The following is a 19,539-nucleotide window of genomic DNA, read 5'->3' on the forward strand; positions in this document are numbered from 1 at the left end:
GAATGTTCTGCGCGATATACGCGGCAGCGGTGCTTATCGACGCAGACCGAGGCGCTCGATGAGCGAGCGGTAACGGTTGATGTCGATGTCCTGCAGGTAACCCAGCAGGCGACGGCGCTGACCGACGAGCAGGAACAGGCCACGACGCGAGTGGTGGTCGTGCTTGTGCTCCTTGAGGTGCTCGGTGAGGTCCTTGATGCGCTGCGTCAGCATCGCGACCTGCACCTCGGGGGATCCGGTGTCACCGGGGTGCGTCGCGTACTCTTCGATGATCGCCTTCTTGACGTCTGCTTCCAGTGCCATAGATTCGATCCCCTCTCTGCTTGTTGCGCGGCGCCCGACACCTGATGTGTGGGCTCTCTTCATCCGCGGCCGATCGAACGGCAACCTCCATAGCCTACCAGCTTCGGCGCCCCGGTCGCGCACAGCCGATAGCCTCGAGAGGTGCAGTTCTCCCGCGGTCTTCTCATCGACCTCTCCCCCCTGAAGATCAGCCCGGCGTTCACGCGCATGTGGATCGGCTCGACTCTCGCGGGCATCGGCGGGCAGCTCACCGTCGTGACCGTGATGCTGCACGTGTTCGAGTTGACCGGCAGCACCTTCGCCGTGTCGATGATCGCCGTCGCGGGTCTCGTGCCCATGATCCTCGCGGGCCTCTACGGAGGGATGCTGGCGGATGCCTTCGACCGGCGCCGCGTCGCGCTCATCTCCGCGACGGTCGCCTTCATCGCGACGGCGCTGCTGGCGACGCTGACCTGGACGCACACCGAGACGATCTGGTGGCTGTACGGGCTGAGCATGACGATCGCCGCGGCGAACTCCGTCGGGATGGCCACGCGCACCGCGATCGTGCCGCGGCTGATCCCCCTGGACCATCTCGCGGCGGCATCCGCCCTCAACGGCGTCGCGTTCGGGCTGACCGTGATGGTCGGTCCGGCGGTCGCCGGCCTGCTGGTGGCGCTCACCGGATTCGGATGGACGTACACGATCGACGTCATCCTGATGCTGTCGATGTTCCTCGGCCTCTGGACGCTGCCGGCGCTGCTCCCGGAGGGGACGATCGTGCGCCCGGGGCTCGCATCGCTGGTCGACGGCTGGCGCTTCCTGCAGCGCGCGGGGAACATCCGGATGCAGTACCTGATGGACATCACGGCGATGACCTTCGGTCAGCCGCTCGCCCTGTTCCCCGCACTCGGAACGGTGATCCTCGGCGGCGGCGCCTTCACCACCGGCATCCTCACGGCGGCGGTCGCGGTCGGCACGTTCGCCTGCAGCCTGTTCTCCGGGCGGATCGTGCACTTCCGCTGGCACGGGCTGGGCATCTCCCGCGCGGTGCAGGCCTACGGCATCGCCATCGCGCTGTTCGGGGCGGTGCTGCTGATCGGGATGCTGCTGCCGCCGGCATCCGAGCAGGTGCCGCACGTCGCTCTCATCGTCGCCGCCTGCATCGCACTGGCGCTCTCCGGCGCCGCGGACAACGTCAGCTCGATCTACCGCAACACGATGATGCAGGCGGCCGTCCCCGACACCATGCGCGGGCGGCTGCAGGGCGTCTTCATCATCGTGGTCGCCGGCGGACCCCGCGTCGGCGCTCTGTATGCCGGCGCCCTCGCCACGGCGACCAGCCTGTGGTTCCCTCCCCTGCTGGGCGGCTTCCTGGTCATCGGGATCGTCGCGACACTCGCGCGGCTCAGCCCCCGCTTCCGCGCCTACGACGCACTGAGCCCCGAGGCCTGACGCTGACGGCGCCGGGCCCCGGGGCTCGTGAAGGGAAGCGGATCAGGCCTGCAGAGCGCCCTGCAGGTCGAGGCCGATGGTGATCTCCTTGCCGACCAGGACGCCGCCGGTCTCCAGCGCGGCGTTCCAGGTGAGGCCGAAGTCCTCGCGGTTGATGACGGTCTTCGCGGACGCGCCGGCCTTGTAGTTGCCGTACGGGTCGGTGCCGAAGCCGCCGAACTCGAACTCGAAGGTGACCGGCTTGGTGATGCCACGGATGGTCAGGTCGCCGTCGACGAGGAAGTCGCCGTCCTCGACGCGGGTGCCGGTGGACACGAACTCCATCGACGGGTGGTTCTCGACATCGAAGAAGTCCGCGGAGCGCAGGTGGGCGTCACGGTTCTCGTCCTTGGTGTCGATCGAGGTCACGTCGACCTTCGCCTCGACCTTGGCCTCGAGGGGGTTCTCGGGGGCGATCAGCGTCGCCTCCTTCACGCCGAAGGTGCCGCGCACCTTCGAGATCATCATGTGACGGACGCTGAAGGTCACCTCGCTGTGCGCGGGGTCGAGGACGTAGGTGCCGGGACGGTAGCCGGGGATCTCGATCGACATATCTGCTTCTCCTTGAAGTCGTGGGTGCCGCGTGGGCCGTAATGAGGATAACTTGCATGCATCTGCATACATTCCCGGTTTTCAGAATTCTTGCAGAAAGCCCCCGCCCGCAGAATGCGGACGGGGGCTTCGAGGATGTCGAGGATCAGCCGACGGCGACCAGGTCGATGCCGAGGGCTGACGGGACTCCCTGGGTCAGCCGACGGCGACCAGGTCGATGATGAAGATGAGCGTCTTCCCGGAGAGGAAGTGGCCTGCGCCGGCGGGGCCGTACGCGAGGTGCGGCGGGATGGTCAGCTCACGGCGACCGCCGACCTTCATGCCGGGGATGCCCTCCTGCCAGCCCTGGATCAGGCCGCGCAGCGGGAACTGGATGGTCTCGCCGCGGCCCCACGAGGAGTCGAACTCCTCACCGGAGTCGTGCTCGACGCCGGCGTAGTGCACGGTGACGGTGTCGCCGGGCTTCGCCTCATCGCCGTCGCCGACGATGATGTCGCGGATGACGAGCTCGGTGGGTGCGGGTCCGGTCGGTGCGTCGAACTCGGGCTTGGTGCGATCTGTCATGGTTCCATCAAACCCGAGCCGTGCACCCCGGTCAACGCCGCCGCGCGTGCCGAGAGCGAACAGCACCGCAGGCCGTCGATGCCTCTCGGAATAGGATTGCGAGGTCATCAGCAAGGCCCCGAGGAGTGCTCCATGACCCGATACGACGGAGCACGACCTGTCGCTGTGCTCTACACCGGCGGTACGTTCGGGATGGTGATGACTCCTCAGGGGCTGGCACCGGATCCGCACCTGAGAGAGCAGATCGAGGAGCTCGTCACTCATTCGCAGGGCAGCGCGCCCGCTCAGCCGTGGACGTACGAGGCGACGGCCCGCGCCATCGACAGCGCAGAGCTCCAGCCGGGCGGTATGGCTGAACTCGCCGACGGCATCCGCGGGATCGTGGAAGCGCAGCATCCGGTCGGGGTCGTCGTGATCCACGGCACGGACACCATGGCCTACAGCGCGGCCTTCGCGGCTTTCGCGCTGGCGGACATCGACGTCCCCGTGGTGTTCACAGGTGCGCAGGTGCCCCTGGGCATGCCGGGGAGCGATGCGCCGGACAACTTCGCGCAGGCGTTCGCCGCTGCATCCGAGGGGACGCCCGCGGGCACCTGGATCGCCTTCGGCGGGCGCCTGCTTCCCGCGGTGCGCGCGACGAAGCGCTCCAGCCGAAGCCTGGACGCCTTCGCCGCCCCTCGACCACTCGCCCCCGGGAGCTCCGGCACGCCGCCCGAGCTGACCGCCGCGCTCACCCGGTCGGCGGGGCGCGACGCGCCCCGGGTCGGACTCGTGAAGGTGTCGCCGGGCCTGACCCGCGGTCAGCTGGCGGCGGCGCTGGCCGAATGCCCGGCGGGCGTCGTGCTGGAGTGCTACGGCGCGGGCACCGCGCCGATGACGTCCGGCGGACTGACCGAGGCCGTGCGCGCGGGCGTCGACGGCGGCAGCATCGTGCTGGCCGTCACGCAGTGCGCCGACGGTCCCGTCGACCTCGGGCGCTACGCGGTCGGGTCGCTGCTCGCCGATGCAGGCGCCGTCGCGGGCGGCGACATGACCCCCGAGACCGCACTCGGCAAGCTCGCCGCGCTGCGGCGCACGGATCTCTCTCCCGAGCAGGTGCGCTCGCTGCTCGCGCAGAACATCCTCGGGGAGCGCGAAGACGCAGCGACCTCTTGACAGGCCGCCTGCCCTCATGCATCCTGAGATCAGGCCAACTCAGCGCCCGGGAGACTAGCAGGCATCGCCGCAGCACCGGGCGCTGAGTGCTGTTCGGAGCGGTGTTCGCTCAGTACGCCAGCAGGTGCGCGCGGGTCGCCCTGGTGCGTGCCAGAAGCGACTGCTCGTCCGCAGCGGCATAGGCGTCGTGCCCGTTGATCGCCCGCTGACGGACAGCCGCCAGCTCCGTGGCGTCCTTGATGAACGACCGCATCAGCTTGCGGCGGTCCCCCCGCAGTCCGCGCGCCCACTGCATCCCGGCCTTGCGTCCGGCGGGGGTCGCCAGCATGACGACCTCCTCCTTCGTGAACCAGCCGGCTGCGGCGTAGTCCTCGAGCCGTCGCTGGGTGAGGCGGGCTTCCGCCCGCCGGAGAGCGACGATCGCGAAGATGAAGCCGAGGAACAGCGGGATCTGCGCCGTGAGGTAGAGCGTGAAGAAGTCGCCCAGCATCGACGAGCCGTTCCAGAAGGCGTGCAGCGCCATCGCACCGAGCAGTCCCAGCGCCCCGGCGCCGAGTGCACCCGCGACGGTCGCCCCGCGGCGTGCCGCGAGCCCGATGGCGAAGCCCGTGAGCGCCGTGAACATGGCGTGGGCGAACGGCGAGAGAAGGCCGCGGAGGATGAAGGTGATGGTCAGCTCACCGGCGCCGCCGTTGACGAGGCTGACACCGAAGTACTGGATGTTCTCGGTGAAGGCGAATCCCGCACCCACCAGCGCGCCGTAGACGACGCCGTCGACCGGGCCGTCGAACGCCCGGCGTCCGATGACGTAGATCAGGAAGACCCCGAGCCCCTTGCCGATCTCCTCGATCAGCGGGGCCTGGATCACCGCGGAGAAGAAGTCGTCCGGGCGGCCGGCTGCGAGGGTCAGGAGCAGGTCGAACAGCAACGCGATGCCGATCGCCGCGATCGCGCCCCAGGCCAGCGCGAAGATCACCAGGCTCTTCGGCTCCGGCTCCCAGCGGTCGATGAGGTGCACTCCGAACAGCACGATGCCGAGCGGAACGAAGGCGAGGATCAGGCCGACGACCGAGGCGCCCGTGCCGAGGAACATCGCGAAGTAGGCGATCAGCGCGAGCATCACGAAGCCCAGCACACCGAACACCCACACCGAGACCGAGCGCCCCTTGCGCACCGGCATCGGCAGCGCCGGCACACCGGCGACCGGGGCGGGCGAGAGCGGAGCCGGCGGCGCGTACGCTGCTGCGGCCGACGGCTGCGGTGCCAGCTGCTGAGGCTGGCCGTAGCCGATCGCGGGCGCGGCTGAAGCCGTCGCCGCGTAGGCATCCGAGACCGGCGCCTGGGGCGCCAGCTGCCGCGCCTGCTGACCGTACGAGGGAGCCGGCGGCTGACCATACGCGGGAGCGGAGGGGTACGGCTGAGCGGGAGGCTGACCGTAGGGGGGCTGCCCCTGGCCGTACACGGGTGCGGGCGGCTGACCGTACACGGGGGTCGGCGGCTGACCGTACGCGGGCTGCTGCCCTTCGGGCACCGGCTGGCCCGACGGGGGCGGCGGCTGGTAGGCCGGGGGCTGTCCTCCAAAGCTCATGAGCAAAGCCTAGAGGGAGCCTCAGCCGACGGGGGCATCCTGGCCGGTAGCGTAGAGGCATGCGTTTTGCCCATCTGAGCGCTCGCGACTCGGATTCCCTCCAGCTCGCCGTCATCGACGGCGACGAGGCGATCCTGGTCAGCGACCTCCTCTCCCCCGGCCCGAAGACCCTGCAGGAACTCATCGTGGGCGGTGACGAGATGCTCGAGGCGCTGCGCACCGCGGTGGCGGCGGGCGCTGCTCCGCGGCATCCGCTGAACGGGTTCTCCTTCGGGTCCGCGGTCGTCGACCCGCCCGCGATCCTCGCAGTCGGCCTGAACTACTCCGCGCACTCCAGCGAGCTGGGCCTCAAGACCGACACCGCTCCCACCGTCTTCACCCTGTGGCCGAACTCGCTGGCGGGACACGGCCAGACGACCTCGTGGCCGCGCACGCTCAGCGAGTCGGTCGACTACGAGGCCGAGCTGGGCGTCATCATCGGACAGCCCGCCAAGGACGTGTCCGAGGAGGACGCGCTGAGCACGGTCTGGGGCTACACGGTGGTCAACGACATCACGGCGCGCGACATCCAGTTCGCCGAGGCCCAGTGGTGCCGCTGCAAGTCCTTCGACGGCTTCACCCCCACCGGCCCCGTCGTGGTGACCGCCGACGAGATCCCCGATCCTCAGGCGCTGCACATCTGGACCGTCGTCGACGGTCACACCGTGCAGGATGCGTCCACGGGGCAGATGGTGCGCACCGTCGCGACTCTGGTCGCGCACCTGTCGTCTTCGGTCACACTGCTCCCCGGCACGCTGATCTCCACCGGCAGCCCCGGCGGCGCCGGCTACTCCCGCGACCCGCAGATCTTCCTGCGCGACCGCTCCACCGTCACGGTCGGCATCGAGGGGATCGGCGAGCTCACCACGCACTGCCGCATCCTGGACTGATCGGGCGCGGGCTCAGACGAAGAAGAGGCGGATGCTGTTCAGCATCCGCCTCTTCCGCATTCCGGGATCAGTTCTCCGGCAGATCCTCCGCGGCGATCACCGGGATGGCCGAGGTGACGGTCTCGAGGCCCGAGAGGCGAGCCGGCGAGATCTGCTTCATGACCTCTTCGCGCGTCATCAGACCGGCCTCGACGACGAGGTCGGCGATGTTGCGGTTGGTCAGCAGCGCGGTCTTCGCGAGGGCGGCGGATGCCGCGTAGCCGATGAACGGGGTCAGTGCGGTGACGACGCCGACGGATGCGCCCACCATCGCGCCCAGGCGCTCGCGGTTCGCGGTGATGCCGTCGACGCAGTTGACGCGGAGCGTCCACATCGCCTGACGCATCCAGGTGATGGACTGGAAGATCGAGTGCGCGATGACCGGCTCGAAGGCGTTCAGCTGGAGCTGCCCGCCCTCGGCCGCCATGGTCACGGTGACGTCGGCGCCGGCGACGGCGAAAGCCACCTGGTTGACGGCCTCCGGGATGACCGGGTTGACCTTGCCGGGCATGATGCTGGAGCCGGCCTGCATGGCGGGAAGGTTGATCTCACCGAGGCCGGCCTGCGGGCCGGAGGAGAGCAGACGCAGGTCGTTGCAGATCTTGGAGAGCTTGATCGCGTTGCGCTTGAGCGACGAGGAGAACGACATGAACGAGCCGGTGTCGCTGGTGGCCTCGACGAGGTCGCCAGCGGTCTGCAGGTCCAGACCAGTGATCTCGCGCAGGTGCTTGAGCACGGTGGGCGCGTAACCGGCGTGCGTGGTGATGCCGGTGCCGATCGCCGTGGCGCCCATGTTGATCTCGAACATCAGCGAGGCGTTCTCGGTGAGACGGCTGTGGTCCTCGCCGAGCGTCGTCGCGAAGCCGTGGAACTCCTGACCGAGCGTCATCGGCACGGCGTCCTGAAGCTGCGTGCGGCCGACCTTGAGCACGTCGTGGAACTCGGATGCCTTGCCCAGGAACGACTGGCGCAGCAGGTCGAGCTCGTCGAGCAGCGAGCGCAGGTTCAGCGACAGGCCGATCTTGACGGCGGTCGGGTAGACGTCGTTGGTGGACTGGCTGCGGTTGGTGTGGTCGATCGGCGAGAGGTAGGCGTAGTCGCCCTTCTCGCGGCCGGCCATCTCGAGCGCGACATTGGTGATGACCTCGTTCGCGTTCATGTTGGTCGACGTGCCCGCACCGCCCTGGATGACGCCGACGACGAACTGGTCGTGGAACTCCCCGTCGATGATGCGCTGCGAGGCCGCGTCGATCAGGTCGGCGCGCTCGGCGTCGAGAACGCCGATCTCCTTGTTGGCCCGGGCCGAGGCCTGCTTGACCATCGCCAGGCCGCGGATCAGATCGGGGTACACCGAGATCGGGCGCTTGGTGATCGGGAAGTTCTGCTCGGCCCGCAGCGTGTGCACGCCGTAGTAGGCGTCGGCGGGGATCTCCAGGCTTCCGATCGAGTCGGTCTCAGTACGGGTCAGGGCAGGCGCGTCAGCAGCCATGTCACTTCCTTGTGGGTGGTGGCGGATGGGATGCGGGGGATGCATCAATTCTATGCCCGGGCGGCAGGCGGCTTGCGCGAGAAGGCCTCGAGCCGGCCCTCCGGCGACAGCGCGGCCATCCCGCGGACCCACTCCTCGCTGAAGTAGTCGCCGGTGGGCGCCTCCGCGACCGGGACGACGGTGTGCGTGATGACGTCGGGTCGCACATGCACGAGCTGGAAGGCCTGCGCGGCATCCATTCCGTTCACCTCGGCGGCGGGCCGCCCCAGGTTCATCGTGTAGCAGGTCGAGGACGCGACGCTCACGGGGACTCCCGCGAACATGCCCGAGCACGAGTAGTGCAGGTGGCCTGCGAGGATGCCCCGCACGTCCGTGCCGCGGATGACGTCGGCGAGCTCGTCCTGATGCTGCAGCTCGAGGATGTCGAACAGCGGCACGTGTGCCGGCAGCGGCGGATGGTGCAGGGCGAGCAGCGTGCCGTGCGGGGCGGGTTCGGCCAGCACTCCCGCGAGCCAGTCCCGCTGCGCGGCGTCGATGTCGCCGTGGTGCCAGCCGGGGACGCTGGTGTCCAGCGCGATCAGGCGCAGTCCGTCGAGGTCCCAGACGCCCGTGACGGGCTCCTCGCTCGCGGGCTCGTCGAGCAGCTCCGCGCGCAGCGCGGGTCGCTCGTCATGGTTTCCCGCGACCCACACGATCGGGCATCCGAGTTCGGCGGCGACGGGTTCGATCGCCGCGCGGATGCGCCGGTACGCGTCCGGCTCGCCGAAGTCGGTCAGATCGCCCGTGACGACGATCGCCGACGGATGCTGATCGACCCGCCGGATCGTCTCGAGCGTGTGCGCGAGGTTCCCGTCGCTGTCGGCGCCGCCGGAGTGCCGGGCCCCCCCGGCGACGAAGTGCGGGTCGCTCAGGTGGATGATCGTGTGCGACGGCGGCTGATGGCGTCCGAACACCGGTGTGTCGATCATGCGCCCAGCATAGGGTCGCCCGCCGACGTCCGCGCCATCCGAGTGCGGATCCTCAGTGCCCGCCACCCAGGACGATGAGCAGGATGCCGCCGATCACCGCGGCGGCGCACAGCGCGAAGCATCCGAGCGCCGCGACGAACGCGAGGGTCTTCTGGCCTTCGGTGAGCGGACTCTTCCGCGCCGCCTTCTCCGCCTGCTTGGCCGCCCGCTTGATGTCCTTCTCGGAGAGCACGGTGATGGCGTCCGTGAACTCCGCAGGGGTCACCACCGGCACCCGCCCGGCGCGAACCAGCATCCGCAGGCCCAGCGCGTAGAACGCGACGATGGCGACCGCGCCGATCAGGGCTGCGGCGAAGACGCTGAGGAAGGCCATCCAGTCGATCTCGACACTCATCGGGCGCCCTCCTGATCGTCGACGCCGAGGTCCCACTCGGCGAGCTTCGCACGAGCGCGGCGGCTGGCGCTCAGCTCCTCCCACGCCGCTGCGGCCTTCTCGGCCTCGGCGTACTTCTGGGCGGCGCGCTCGGCGGCCTTGCGTGCGGCCTTGACCTCGCTGGGCGTGCCACCGGACTTCTTGAGCTTCTTGGCCCTCTTGGCCGCACGCTCGGCGTCATCAGCCTTGCGCTCGGCCCGCTCGAGTGCGCGCATCAGCTCGATGCGGCTGGTGCGGCGGGTGGGACCGGGCACCTCAGGGAGCTCGACGGCGTGACCGGACTCGGCCACGTCGCTCATCGCGTTGGCGTGGGTCACGGCGTTGCGCCGTGAGCGCAGGAACAGCCCGACGATGATGACGACGGCGAGCACAGCGTCGATCGCGACACCCCAGCCACCGAGCCAGCGCACCATGACGGCCGCCAGGGCGCCGACGAGGCCCGCCGCCGGGAGCGTGAGCAGCCAGCCCACCGCGATGCGCCCTGCGGTGCGCCAGCGCACCGTGGAGCCGCGGCGTCCCAGACCAGAGCCGATGACGGAGCCGGAGGCGACCTGCGTGGTGGACAGCGCGAAGCCGAACGCGCTGGAGGCGAGGATCGTGGCAGCGGTCGAACTCTCTGCTGCGAAGCCCTGAGCGGGCTTGACCTCGGTGAGGCCCTTGCCCAGGGTGCGGATGATGCGCCAGCCGCCGAGGTACGTGCCCAGCGCGATGGTTCCGGCGCAGGCGACGATCACCCAGAACTCCGGGTTGTGGTACTCGGGGCTGCCCGGATCGCCGCTCTGCCAGCCGACCGTGATGAGCGCGAGGGTGATCACGCCCATGGTCTTCTGGGCGTCGTTGGTGCCGTGCGAGAGCGCGACCATGGACGACGTGAAGATCTGCCCCCACCGGAAGCCGGAGCGGCCGTCGGGCTTGCCGTCGTAGCGACGGGTCAGGCCGTACGCGACCTTGGTCGCCACGTACGCGATGACGCCCGCGGTGAGCGGTGCGATGAGCGCCGGCAGGATGACCTTGGAGAGCACGACGCCGAAGTTGATGCCGCTCGCGCTGAAGCCGACGATGGTGGCGCCGATCAGGCCGCCGAACAGGGCGTGCGAGGAGCTGGACGGCAGCCCCAGCAGCCAGGTGAGCATGTTCCAGGTGATGGCGCCGATCAGGCCGGCGAAGATCAGCTCCGGCAGCAGCGTGTGGCCGACCGCCGACTCGTTGATGATGCCGCCGGAGACGGTCTTGGACACCTCCGTCGACAGGAACGCGCCGACGAGGTTCAGCACCGCGGCCAGCAGAACGGCCGTCTTGGGCTTGAGGGCTCCGGTCGCGATCGGCGTCGCCATCGCGTTCGCCGTGTCGTGGAATCCGTTGGTGAAATCGAAGAAGAGTGCCAGTGCGATGACCAGCACGACGACGAGGGCTGCGGTTTCCACCGTTCTCTTTCGTTGGGACTGTCAGGAGGGGATGCCGGTGCGCCGGCGTGACGAACGAAGAGTTCACCGTGGGTTCATGTTCCGTATACGGGCCCGCGAGAATCCTCCCATCCTCCCCCGCCTCGGTCAACTTCGCACCCCCTCGAACGCTGTGGCCGGCGCGCCCGGGGCGGGGCTGCTCCGATAGCGTGGACCCGTGAGCGAACTCAGCATCCAACCGCCCGTCGCAGACCGCCGTCCCGTCGCCCGCACCCACCACGGCGACACCTTCGAGGACCCGTACGAATGGCTGCGCGCCAAGGAGGACGCCGAGGTCGTCGCGCACCTCGAGGCGGAGAACGCGTACACGGACGCACGCACCGCGCACCTGAGCGGACTTCGCGACGAGATCTTCCAGGAGGTGAAGTCGCGCACGCTCGAGACCGACCTCTCCGTGCCGACGCGTCGGGGCGACTGGTGGTACTACGGCCGCACCGAGGAGGGAGCCCAGTACGGCATCCAGTGCCGGACCGCGATCTCCGGTCCTGACGACTGGACTCCCCCGGTGCTCGAGCCGGGCGTGGCGGTTCCCGGCGAGCAGGTGCTGCTGGACGGCAACGTCGAGGCCGAGGGGCACGAGTTCTTCTCGATGGGCGCGTTCGACCTCTCCGACGACGGCACGCGGATGCTGTGGTCGGTGGACTTCGAGGGCGACGAGCTGTACACCGCCCACGTCCGCGACCTCGTGACGGGCGAGCGACTCGCGGACGAGATCCCCAGCACCGGTCAGGCGTTCTTCACCCCGGACGGTCTCGCCGTCGTCTACACGACCCGCGATGAGGCCTGGAGGCCGGACACCCTGTGGCTGCATCGCATCGGCACCCCGGTCGCCGACGATGTGAAGCTGTTCCACGAGCCGGACGAGCGCTACTGGCTGGGCGCGGGCATCACCCGCAGCAAGAAGTACCTCGTCATCGGGCTGGGCTCCAAGATCACCAGCGAGGAGCTGCTGCTCGACCTGACCGATCTGACCGCCGCACCGCAGCCCGTCTGGCCCCGCGTGGAAGGCGTGGAGTACTCCGTGGATCACGCCGTCGTCGACGGCGAGGACCGCCTGTTCATCCTGCACAACGACGGCGCCCTCGACTTCGAGCTCGTCTCGGTCGCGGCGTCCGACCCGCAGGGCGAGCGCCGTGTGATCCTCCCCCACACTCCGGGCCGGCGGCTGCTCGACGTGGACTGCTTCCGCGACTTCGCGACCGTCGAGTACCGCACCGAGGGCATGCCGCGTGCAGCGCTGCTGGACTACCGCACCGACGCGCTCGACGCCGTGGAGTTCGACGAGCCGCTCTACGAGGCGTACTTCTCCGGCAACCCCGAGTGGGACGCCCCGTTCCTGCGGATGGGCTACACCTCGTTCGTGACGCCCTCGACCGTGCTGGAGCTGGAGCTCGCGACGGGTGAGAAGCACGTGCGCAAGCAGATGCCGGTGCTGGGTGGCTACGACTCGTCGGACTACGGTCAGCAGCGCGTGTGGGCCACCGCGCCCGACGGCGCCCAGGTGCCGATCTCCCTGGTGTGGAAGCGGTCGTTCGGCGAGCCCGGCGCCGAGGTGCGCCCCGTGCACCTGTACGGCTACGGGTCGTACGAGCACTCGATCGACCCCGGCTTCTCGACGATGCGCCTGTCGATGATGGACCGCGGCGTGATCTTCGCCGTCGCGCACGTCCGCGGCGGCGGCGAGATGGGCCGGCACTGGTACGAGGACGGCAAGGAGCTGACCAAGCGCAACACCTTCACCGATTTCGTCGCCGCCGGCCGCCACCTGGTCGAGACCGGGGTGACCAGCCCGGAGCGGATGGTCGCCGAGGGCGGCAGCGCGGGCGGGCTGCTGATGGGCGCGGTCACGAACCTCGCCCCGGAGCTGTTCGCCGGCATCCTCGCCGCCGTGCCGTTCGTCGACGCGCTGACCACGATCCTCGACCCGTCGCTGCCGCTCACCGTGATCGAGTGGGACGAGTGGGGCGACCCCCTGCACGACCCCGAGGTGTACGCGTACATGAAGTCGTACACACCGTACGAGAACATCGCGCCCGATGCCTCGGCCTATCCGCGCATCCTCGCGATGACCTCGCTCAACGACACCCGCGTGCTGTACGTCGAGCCGGCGAAGTGGGTGCAGGCGCTGCGCCATGCGGGTGCCGCCGACGTGATCATGAAATGCGAGATGTCGGCCGGCCACGGCGGCGTGAGCGGCCGGTACAACGCCTGGCGCGAGCGCGCGTTCGAGCTCGCCTGGATGCTGGACGTGCTGGGCCTGGCGGACTGAACCGCCCGGCCCGGCCGCCGGGTCAGCCGAACAGCGCGGAGGCCTCCTCGTAGCGGCTGAGCGGCACGGTGTTCAGCTCGCCGAGCGCCTCTTCGAACGGCACCCGCACGATGTCGGTGCCGCGCATGGCGACCATCTGCCCCCAGCACTCGTCCACGAGCGCGTCGGCCGCGTTGAGGCCGAGGCGAGTCGCGAGCACGCGGTCGAAGCCCGACGGCGAGCCGCCGCGCTGGATGTGACCGAGCACGGTCGAGCGGGTCTCGATGCCGGTGATCCGCTCGATCTCCGGCGCCAGGATCTCGCTGATGCCTCCCAGCCGCGGACGGTTGAACGCGTCCAGGCCCTTGTCGCTGTACGCCTCGTCCATGCCGCTCAGCTTGAAGCCCTCGGAGACGACGACCAGCGGCGCGCGACCGCGGTCGAAGGCGCGCGTGACGAGCGCGCAGATCTCGTCGATCGACATCGGCACCTCGGGGATGCAGATGACATGGGCGCCCGCCGCCATTCCGGCGTGCAGCGCGATCCACCCGACGTGCCGGCCCATCACCTCGGCGACCATGCAGCGCTGGTGGGAGTCGCCCGTGGTGCGGAGCCGGTCCATGGCGTCGGTGGCGATGTTCACGGCGGTGTCGAAGCCGAACGAGTAGTCCGTCGCCCGCAGGTCGTTGTCGATCGTCTTCGGCACGCCGAGCACGTTGATGCCGTCCTTGGAGAGCCGGTCCGCGGCGGCGAGCGTACCCTCTCCGCCGATCGCGACGATGCCGTCGATGCCGTGAGCGGCCAGGGTCTTCGCGATGTTCTCCGCTCCCCCGCGCACGCCCTCGTAGGGGTTGGTGCGGCTGGTGCCGAGGATCGTGCCGCCGACCTTGGACAGGCCCTTCACCTCGTGACGGGTGAGGGGGAAGAAGTCGCCGTCGACGACGCCGCGCCAACCGTCGCGGATGCCGACGAACTCCAGGTTGTACGTGGTGGTGCCCTTGAGCACGATGCCGCGGATGACGGCGTTGAGTCCGGGGCAGTCGCCGCCGCTGGTGAGGATGCCGATCTTCATGCTGCTGCCTTCGTGCTTCGGGAGGAGAGGGGAACCGGCGACGTTGCCTGTTCTCGACCCTAGTGGGGATGCACCCCGGATGCCATTCCTGAAGGCGCGAAAACCAAGAATCTTGACGTCGGATCCGAGGCATCCGATGAGATCTTCACGAAACCCGCCGATATCGACGAAAAAGGGCGCCAAGAACGTGTGTTCTTAACGCCCTCTTCGGGAATGTGACGATCAGGCCGCGCCGAGCGCCTCCCGCAGCAGGTGCATGAGGGCCGCGAGCTGCACGGATTCGCCCGGAGCCTCCTCCACCGCCTCCCCGTCCAGGGCGCGCGCGGCGAGCCCCTGCTTCTGGTCGATGAGCTCGGCGATCTTCGTGTCGATCGTGTGCGCGGCGATGATCCGCCACGCGGTGACCGGCTCGTCCTGCCCGATGCGGTGCACCCGGTCGATGGCCTGGGTCTGCTCGGCAGCGGTCCAGCTGAGCTCGGCCAGGACGACGTTCGAGGCCACCTGCAGGTTCACGCCCACGCCGGCGGCGGTAAGGGAACAGACCGCGATACCCACCGAGGGGTCGTTGTTGAAGGCGTCGATGGCCTGCTGACGTGCGGGGGTGGACTGATCGCCGCGGATCGACACCGCCTTGATGCCGGATGCTGCGAAATGCGCCTCGGCCTGATCCATGACGTCGATGTGCTTGGCGAAGAAGACGACCTTCTCCACCGAGCGCTGCAACTGGGCGGCGTAGTCCGCAGCGAGCATCGCCTTGGCCTGACCGATCCGCCGCACCATCGTGAAGACGTTGTCCCCGCCGGTGCCGGCGGCCTTCGACTCCTCGAGCTCGTTGTGCGCGACCAGACGGACGATGTCGTCGTCGATCTCGTGCGAGCCGGACGGTCCATGGGCCGCCGCGCGCGCTTCGACGATGCGGCGGTACTTGGCGGCCATCCGCTCCCCCAGCTCGCGCTCAGCGGCTCGGATGCTGCGACCGTACTCGTCGTCCAGCTGGACGGGAAGGTCGGCGATGAGCTTGTCCGGCAGGTCGGCCGCGACGTCCTTCTTCTTGCGGCGCACGATGCCCATCGAGATCACGGCCTCGCGCGCCTCGGCGTAGAAGGACTTGTCGGCCGGCGTGAGTCCGGTGGCGTCGAGCTTCTCCATCAGGACCGGCTCGGGCTTCTCGCCGTTGGTCCAGCCCAGGAACCGCCAGATCGCGTCGAAGTCCTCGACGTCGTTGATCAGCGGGGTTCCGGTCAGCGCGAGCATGAGCGGATGCTGCTCGCGCTCGCGGATGCGGGATGCCAGTGCGAGCACGTTCTGAGACCGCTGCGAGGACAGGTTCTTGATGAAGTGCGCCTCGTCGACGACCATGCCCTTCAGGCCGATCGCGCCGAGCCAGGACAGGTGCCTGTCGAGGATCTCGTAGTTCACGATGAACACGTCGGCGAAGGCGTCGATGTCGTCGCCGTCGCCCTGGATGACGGTCGCACGGCGCTGCGGCGTCCACAGCTCCACCTCGCGCGCCCAGTTCATCTTCACCACGTTGGGCACGACGACGAGCAGCGGGTAGGCGTCGGCGACGGATGCCGCGAGCACCGACTGCGCGGTCTTGCCCAGGCCCGGCTCGTCGGCCAGCAGGAAGCTGCGGTGCCCGGCGCGCACGGACTCCACGAACCGCGACTGGTGGACCATGACCTCGCGCCCCTTGGGCGAGATGTGGTCGTACTCGGGCAGGGGCGGCAGCTCCATGGAGGCCGCGCTTCCACCCGCACCCGACTCGAAGGCCTTGTACAGGGGGCCCATCAGCTCCCAGCCGTCCAGGCGGCGCCGAGGCACGGAGGCCGGGCGCGGCGTGAGATCGGGCGCGAGGAAGGGGTTCGCGAGCTGACGCGACTCGACCGAGGGCGGGGTGACCTGCTTCTCGGCGAGGGCGGCCGGCACGACCTGGGTGGTGCGCACCGGCGCGATGTCGGTGATGACGAGCTCCTCCGGAGCGAGCTCGGCACCCGACTCGAGCAGCCAGTCCCGCCGCATCCGCTTCGCGACCGGGGAGGTCGCCTGGTCCGCCTCCAGCAGCTGGATCAGCGACGTGTCGCGAGCCGCGGTCTTGGCGAGGATCGTCGCCACGCCGTCGAGGCGCTTGAGCAGCTCGGCGCGCGCGGAGTCGCCGAGCTCGGCGTCCGACTTCACCCTGGCGCGCTCCTCGCGCACGAGGAACGCGATCACCTGGAACTTGACGCGATTCGTGGGGCCGAGCTTGGATCGCTGGGCCTTCGCCTCGATCTCGCGGACCTTGCGCGCGAGGATCGGGATGAGGGGTGCCTCTTCGTCTCGACGAGAGGTCTTCTTGCGCCGCGATGCGGCGGTCGCCGTGGTCGGCATGCTCCTCCTGAGCGTGAATGCCGAAGTGCCGAAGAGGCCTTCGGTTCCTACTGTGTTCCGCGTGTGGCGCCAGCCAGGACCGTGCGGAGAGCGGCTCTCGGACTGCGCGCGCAGCGGCGGCTTCGAGTGCCAGGCGACAGTTTACGGCATCCGGATGCCGTCTGCGGGGTTCAGCCCAGGCCGAGTCGCGTCCGCGCCTCGGTGACGTCGGCGGCGATCTGTGCGATCAGCGCATCCATGCCCTCGAACGCGACCATGCCGCGCAGGTGGTCGGTGAACTCCACCGTGACCCTGTGGCCGTACAGGTCCAGGCCCGACTCGTCGAGCACGTGCGCCTCGACCTGACGTCGCTCGACGTCGTCGAAAGTCGGGTTGGTGCCCACCGAGATCGCGGCGGGATGCCGGATGCCGGTGTCGTGGTCGTCCAGCCAGCCGGCGTACACGCCGTCCGCGGGCGCGAGCGCGTCGATCAGCTCGGAGAGGTTCGCAGTCGGGAAGCCGAGCTCGCGTCCGCGCTTGAGCCCGTGCACGACCTCGCCGGTGACCGCGACCGGGCGCCCGAGCGCTTTCGCCGCCTCGACGACATCGCCCTCCGCGAGGAGCTCGCGGATCCAGGTCGAGGAGACGCGACGCTGCTCGCCGTCCGGATGCACGTCGTCGATGACGTCGACGGTGAAGCCGTACGTCGGCCCGAGCTCGCGCAGCAGCTCGGGCGTGCCCGCGCCCCCACGGCCGAAGCGGAAGTCGCGTCCGACGAGCACGGTCACCACATGCAGCGCGTCCACCAGGATGCTGCGCACGAAGTCCTCGGCGGCGAGTGACGCCAGGGCCCTGTCGAACGTGAGCACGAGAGTGGCGTCGAGGTCGAGCTCGGCCAGCAGCTGGACCTTGCGGTCGGTAGCCACGACGTTCTCGGGACACAGCTCGGGACGCAGGATCTCGAGCGGGTTCCGGTCGAAGGTCACCGCGACCGTCTTGGCGCCGACGGCTGCCGCATCCACCCGCATCCGCTCGATGATCGCGCGGTGGCCGACATGCACGCCGTCGAACTTGCCGATGGCGACGACGCTGGGGCCGAAGTCGGCGGGGACCTCGGAGGGGTCTCGGAAGACGATCATGCGGAGGCTTCCTGCGGTCGATGCGTGCGCAGCCACCACAGACCGAACAGCGGCAGCACGAGCGGGATGAAGACGTAGCCCATGCCGAAGTACGACCACACGCTGTCGTGGCCGAACAGCGTCGGGACCAGCAGGCTCAGCAGGCCCACGGTCACCACGCCGGTGAGCTCGAACAGGATGGCGATCCAGGCGACCGCGTACCAGCCGCGCCGATGCGCGAGCACCAGGGCGAGCGTGGCCAGGATGTACACGACCGCGGCGAGGGCGGAGAGGGAGTACGCGAGCGGGGCCTCGTCGAAGCGCCGCACGATCTGCACGAAGCTGCGCCCGGTCGCGCCCAGCGCCATGACGGCGTAGACGATCACGAGCACCCGCCCGACACCCGTCATCCGGGTGCGCCCGTGTTCGCTCATCGGGTCAGCGGGCTGGGGCGGAGCATCGGTGTTGGACATCGCATCCACCATCCTATGCCGCCGCGGGCATCGCGAGCCGCGATGGGTCGCAGCGGGCGGTCATCCGATCTGCAGGGTCCAGATGCTCTGCATCCGCCACAGCATGATCGCCAGCGACAGGCCGACGACGCCGAGCACGACCGTGCTCCAGCGGGTGCGGTCCAGCAGCGCCCAGGCAGTGCCGCCGACAGGGAGCAGGACGGCCGCGATCAGATACACCCAGTATTCGAGCAGGTCACCGGTGGGCGGATTGCCGGCCAGCGGCGCGATGATCGCGATCACGACCTGCACGATCAGCAGCACCTCGACCAGCAGCAGGCTGCCCACGGTGTAGTCGCTGGGTCGACGTCCGGCGAGGCCGGCGATCAGGCAGAAGAGCCCGGATGCGCAGGCGATCGCGATCTGCACGATCGTGAACCACAGGATCATGCCTGCACCTCCGGCATGTTCATGGCGCTCTTGATGTCGTGCCCGCGGGCCTCGAGGATGCCGACGAGGGCGCCGTCCGGATCGATCGCCGCCACCTCGGCGGCATCGAGCCGGTCGCGCTGCCCGACGAGTCGCTTGCCGTGGCGGAGGTCTCGCGCCTCCTCCGCGGTGACATCGAGCGCGGGCATGACGCGGGTCGCGGCCGCCGCGGGTGTGAGGGTCGCGGCGCCCTCCAGTTCGTCGATGCCGACGGCATCCGCCACCTCGAAACCGCCGACGCGGGTGCGACGCAGCGCGGTCAGGTGGCCGCCGACGCCGAGCGCGTCACCGAGGTCCCGTGCGAGGGCGCGGATGTAGGTGCCCGAGGAGCAGTCGACGATCACATCCAGGTCCAGGAACCCCTCCGTCCGGCGTTGCGAGAGCACGTCGAATCGGGAGACAGTCACCTGCCTGGCCGCGAGCTCGACGCTCTCCCCCGCCCGCACCAGGTCGTAGGCGCGCTTGCCCGCAACTTTGATGGCGGAGACCGAGCTGGGCACCTGCGCGATCGTGCCGGTGAGGTTCCGGATGCCGGCGAGGACCGCCTCGTCGTCGACGGACGCCCAGTCCCCGGCATCCGCGGTGTCGACGGTGTCGCCCTCCGCGTCGTCCGTGGTAGTCCGGGCGCCGAGGCGGATGGTCGCGGTGTACGTCTTGTCGGCGCCGACGATGTACGTCAGCAGCCGGGTGGCGCCCTCGATGCCGATCACCAGCAGTCCGGTCGCCATCGGGTCGAGCGTCCCGGCGTGCCCGACCTTGCGGGTGCCGAAAGCGCGCCGCACGCGCGCGACCACGTCATGACTGGTCAGGCCTGCGGGTTTGTCGACGAGGAGGATGCCGTGCGATGCCACCCGT

General features: G+C 69.4%; 18 protein-coding genes. 4 read left to right on the forward strand and 14 right to left on the reverse strand.

The features are described 5' to 3' along the window. Window positions 1–33: 33 nt before the first annotated feature. The gene (gene rpsO, locus ACTJJ4_RS04115; RefSeq protein ID WP_005048780.1) at window positions 34–303 is read right to left on the reverse strand and encodes a 30S ribosomal protein S15; all 270 of its coding nucleotides are present in this window, start codon (window positions 301–303) and stop codon (window positions 34–36) included. Window positions 304–444: 141 nt separating this feature from the next. On the opposite strand from rpsO, the gene ACTJJ4_RS04120 reads away from it, so the two are divergent. Beyond that, on the forward strand, window positions 445–1,737 hold the full coding sequence (locus ACTJJ4_RS04120) for an MFS transporter (RefSeq protein ID WP_440942134.1): 1,293 nt from the start codon (window positions 445–447) through the stop codon (window positions 1,735–1,737). Between the two features lie 42 nt (window positions 1,738–1,779). Here ACTJJ4_RS04120 and ACTJJ4_RS04125 read toward each other — a convergent pair whose 3' ends face one another. Beyond that, window positions 1,780–2,328 (reverse strand): YceI family protein, encoded by a 549-nt coding sequence (locus tag ACTJJ4_RS04125; protein ID WP_292697807.1) that lies wholly within the window; start codon window positions 2,326–2,328, stop codon window positions 1,780–1,782. A gap of 195 nt (window positions 2,329–2,523) precedes the next feature. Then, a complete protein-coding gene (locus tag ACTJJ4_RS04130; RefSeq protein WP_285633152.1) occupies window positions 2,524–2,892 on the reverse strand; it encodes an FKBP-type peptidyl-prolyl cis-trans isomerase in 369 nt (122 codons plus the stop codon). Window positions 2,893–3,024: 132 nt separating this feature from the next. On the opposite strand from ACTJJ4_RS04130, the gene ACTJJ4_RS04135 reads away from it, so the two are divergent. Further along, window positions 3,025–4,047, forward strand: a complete 1,023-nt coding sequence (locus ACTJJ4_RS04135; protein WP_440942135.1) for an asparaginase — start codon at window positions 3,025–3,027, stop codon at window positions 4,045–4,047. A gap of 109 nt (window positions 4,048–4,156) precedes the next feature. On the opposite strand, the gene ACTJJ4_RS04140 is transcribed toward ACTJJ4_RS04135, so the two are convergent. After that, entirely contained in the window at window positions 4,157–5,635 is a 1,479-nt protein-coding gene (locus tag ACTJJ4_RS04140) for a PrsW family glutamic-type intramembrane protease (RefSeq protein WP_440942136.1), read from the reverse strand. A 59-nt stretch (window positions 5,636–5,694) separates the two neighbouring features. Between ACTJJ4_RS04140 and ACTJJ4_RS04145 the strand changes: the two genes are divergently transcribed. Beyond that, on the forward strand, window positions 5,695–6,564 hold the full coding sequence (locus ACTJJ4_RS04145) for a fumarylacetoacetate hydrolase family protein (protein WP_440942137.1): 870 nt from the start codon (window positions 5,695–5,697) through the stop codon (window positions 6,562–6,564). 67 nt (window positions 6,565–6,631) lie between these two features. Here the strand turns inward: ACTJJ4_RS04145 and ACTJJ4_RS04150 are convergent, their stop codons facing one another. The 4 genes from ACTJJ4_RS04150 to ACTJJ4_RS04165 are packed head-to-tail and all read right to left on the reverse strand — an operon-like array spanning window position 6,632 to window position 10,917. Further along, window positions 6,632–8,092 (reverse strand): aspartate ammonia-lyase, encoded by a 1,461-nt coding sequence (locus ACTJJ4_RS04150; RefSeq protein ID WP_440942138.1) that lies wholly within the window; start codon window positions 8,090–8,092, stop codon window positions 6,632–6,634. 50 nt (window positions 8,093–8,142) lie between these two features. Next, window positions 8,143–9,060: a phosphodiesterase gene (locus tag ACTJJ4_RS04155; RefSeq protein ID WP_440942139.1), complete on the reverse strand. Its 918-nt coding sequence runs from the start codon at window positions 9,058–9,060 to the stop codon at window positions 8,143–8,145. 52 nt (window positions 9,061–9,112) lie between these two features. Beyond that, window positions 9,113–9,454, reverse strand: coding sequence for a peptidase (locus ACTJJ4_RS04160; protein WP_292697817.1), 342 nt, complete (start codon window positions 9,452–9,454; stop codon window positions 9,113–9,115). After that, a complete protein-coding gene (locus tag ACTJJ4_RS04165) occupies window positions 9,451–10,917 on the reverse strand; it encodes an anion permease (protein WP_440942140.1) in 1,467 nt (488 codons plus the stop codon). The genes ACTJJ4_RS04160 and ACTJJ4_RS04165 overlap by 4 nt, the downstream gene beginning before the upstream one ends. Window positions 10,918–11,113: 196 nt before the next feature. Here ACTJJ4_RS04165 and ACTJJ4_RS04170 point away from each other — a divergent pair, with 196 nt between their 5' ends. Further along, window positions 11,114–13,225 carry a S9 family peptidase gene (locus ACTJJ4_RS04170; protein WP_440942141.1) on the forward strand — a complete coding sequence of 704 codons (2,112 nt, stop codon included), beginning with the start codon at window positions 11,114–11,116 and terminating at the stop codon, window positions 13,223–13,225. A gap of 22 nt (window positions 13,226–13,247) precedes the next feature. Here ACTJJ4_RS04170 and ACTJJ4_RS04175 read toward each other — a convergent pair whose 3' ends face one another. From ACTJJ4_RS04175 to truB, 6 genes are all read right to left on the reverse strand, one after another. After that, window positions 13,248–14,276 (reverse strand): 6-phosphofructokinase, encoded by a 1,029-nt coding sequence (locus ACTJJ4_RS04175; protein ID WP_285633178.1) that lies wholly within the window; start codon window positions 14,274–14,276, stop codon window positions 13,248–13,250. A gap of 222 nt (window positions 14,277–14,498) precedes the next feature. Then, window positions 14,499–16,646, reverse strand: coding sequence for a DEAD/DEAH box helicase (locus tag ACTJJ4_RS04180; RefSeq protein ID WP_440942142.1), 2,148 nt, complete (start codon window positions 16,644–16,646; stop codon window positions 14,499–14,501). Window positions 16,647–16,816: 170 nt separating this feature from the next. Beyond that, window positions 16,817–17,764: a bifunctional riboflavin kinase/FAD synthetase gene (locus tag ACTJJ4_RS04185; RefSeq protein WP_440942143.1), complete on the reverse strand. Its 948-nt coding sequence runs from the start codon at window positions 17,762–17,764 to the stop codon at window positions 16,817–16,819. Beyond that, window positions 17,761–18,153, reverse strand: coding sequence for a hypothetical protein (locus ACTJJ4_RS04190; protein WP_440942816.1), 393 nt, complete (start codon window positions 18,151–18,153; stop codon window positions 17,761–17,763). Before ACTJJ4_RS04190 ends, ACTJJ4_RS04185 begins: the two co-directional genes overlap by 4 nt. A gap of 123 nt (window positions 18,154–18,276) precedes the next feature. Beyond that, the gene (locus ACTJJ4_RS04195) at window positions 18,277–18,645 is read right to left on the reverse strand and encodes a hypothetical protein (protein WP_292697829.1); all 369 of its coding nucleotides are present in this window, start codon (window positions 18,643–18,645) and stop codon (window positions 18,277–18,279) included. Continuing rightward, window positions 18,642–19,535: a tRNA pseudouridine(55) synthase TruB gene (truB, locus tag ACTJJ4_RS04200; protein WP_440942144.1), complete on the reverse strand. Its 894-nt coding sequence runs from the start codon at window positions 19,533–19,535 to the stop codon at window positions 18,642–18,644. Before truB ends, ACTJJ4_RS04195 begins: the two co-directional genes overlap by 4 nt. Window positions 19,536–19,539: the final 4 nt, after the last annotated feature.

The sequence above is a fragment of the Microbacterium sp. 22195 genome (genome assembly GCF_052056515.1).
Lineage (GTDB): Bacteria > Actinomycetota > Actinomycetes > Actinomycetales > Microbacteriaceae > Microbacterium.

Bases quoted from the DNA above. Each gene is read 5' to 3' on its own strand.
- rpsO (WP_005048780.1), bottom strand. From the start codon at position 303: ATGGCACTGGAAGCAGACGTCAAGAAGGCGATCATCGAAGAGTACGCG.
- ACTJJ4_RS04160 (WP_292697817.1), bottom strand. From the start codon at position 9,454: ATGAGTGTCGAGATCGACTGGATGGCCTTCCTCAGCGTCTTCGCCGCA.
- ACTJJ4_RS04190 (WP_440942816.1), bottom strand. From the start codon at position 18,153: ATGACGGGTGTCGGGCGGGTGCTCGTGATCGTCTACGCCGTCATGGCG.
- ACTJJ4_RS04155 (WP_440942139.1), bottom strand. From the start codon at position 9,060: ATGATCGACACACCGGTGTTCGGACGCCATCAGCCGCCGTCGCACACG.
- ACTJJ4_RS04125 (WP_292697807.1), bottom strand. From the start codon at position 2,328: ATGTCGATCGAGATCCCCGGCTACCGTCCCGGCACCTACGTCCTCGAC.
- ACTJJ4_RS04175 (WP_285633178.1), bottom strand. From the start codon at position 14,276: ATGAAGATCGGCATCCTCACCAGCGGCGGCGACTGCCCCGGACTCAAC.
- ACTJJ4_RS04150 (WP_440942138.1), bottom strand. From the start codon at position 8,092: ATGGCTGCTGACGCGCCTGCCCTGACCCGTACTGAGACCGACTCGATC.
- ACTJJ4_RS04185 (WP_440942143.1), bottom strand. From the start codon at position 17,764: ATGATCGTCTTCCGAGACCCCTCCGAGGTCCCCGCCGACTTCGGCCCC.
- ACTJJ4_RS04180 (WP_440942142.1), bottom strand. From the start codon at position 16,646: ATGCCGACCACGGCGACCGCCGCATCGCGGCGCAAGAAGACCTCTCGT.
- ACTJJ4_RS04140 (WP_440942136.1), bottom strand. From the start codon at position 5,635: ATGAGCTTTGGAGGACAGCCCCCGGCCTACCAGCCGCCGCCCCCGTCG.
- ACTJJ4_RS04130 (WP_285633152.1), bottom strand. From the start codon at position 2,892: ATGACAGATCGCACCAAGCCCGAGTTCGACGCACCGACCGGACCCGCA.
- ACTJJ4_RS04195 (WP_292697829.1), bottom strand. From the start codon at position 18,645: ATGATCCTGTGGTTCACGATCGTGCAGATCGCGATCGCCTGCGCATCC.
- ACTJJ4_RS04135 (WP_440942135.1), top strand. From the start codon at position 3,025: ATGACCCGATACGACGGAGCACGACCTGTCGCTGTGCTCTACACCGGC.
- ACTJJ4_RS04145 (WP_440942137.1), top strand. From the start codon at position 5,695: ATGCGTTTTGCCCATCTGAGCGCTCGCGACTCGGATTCCCTCCAGCTC.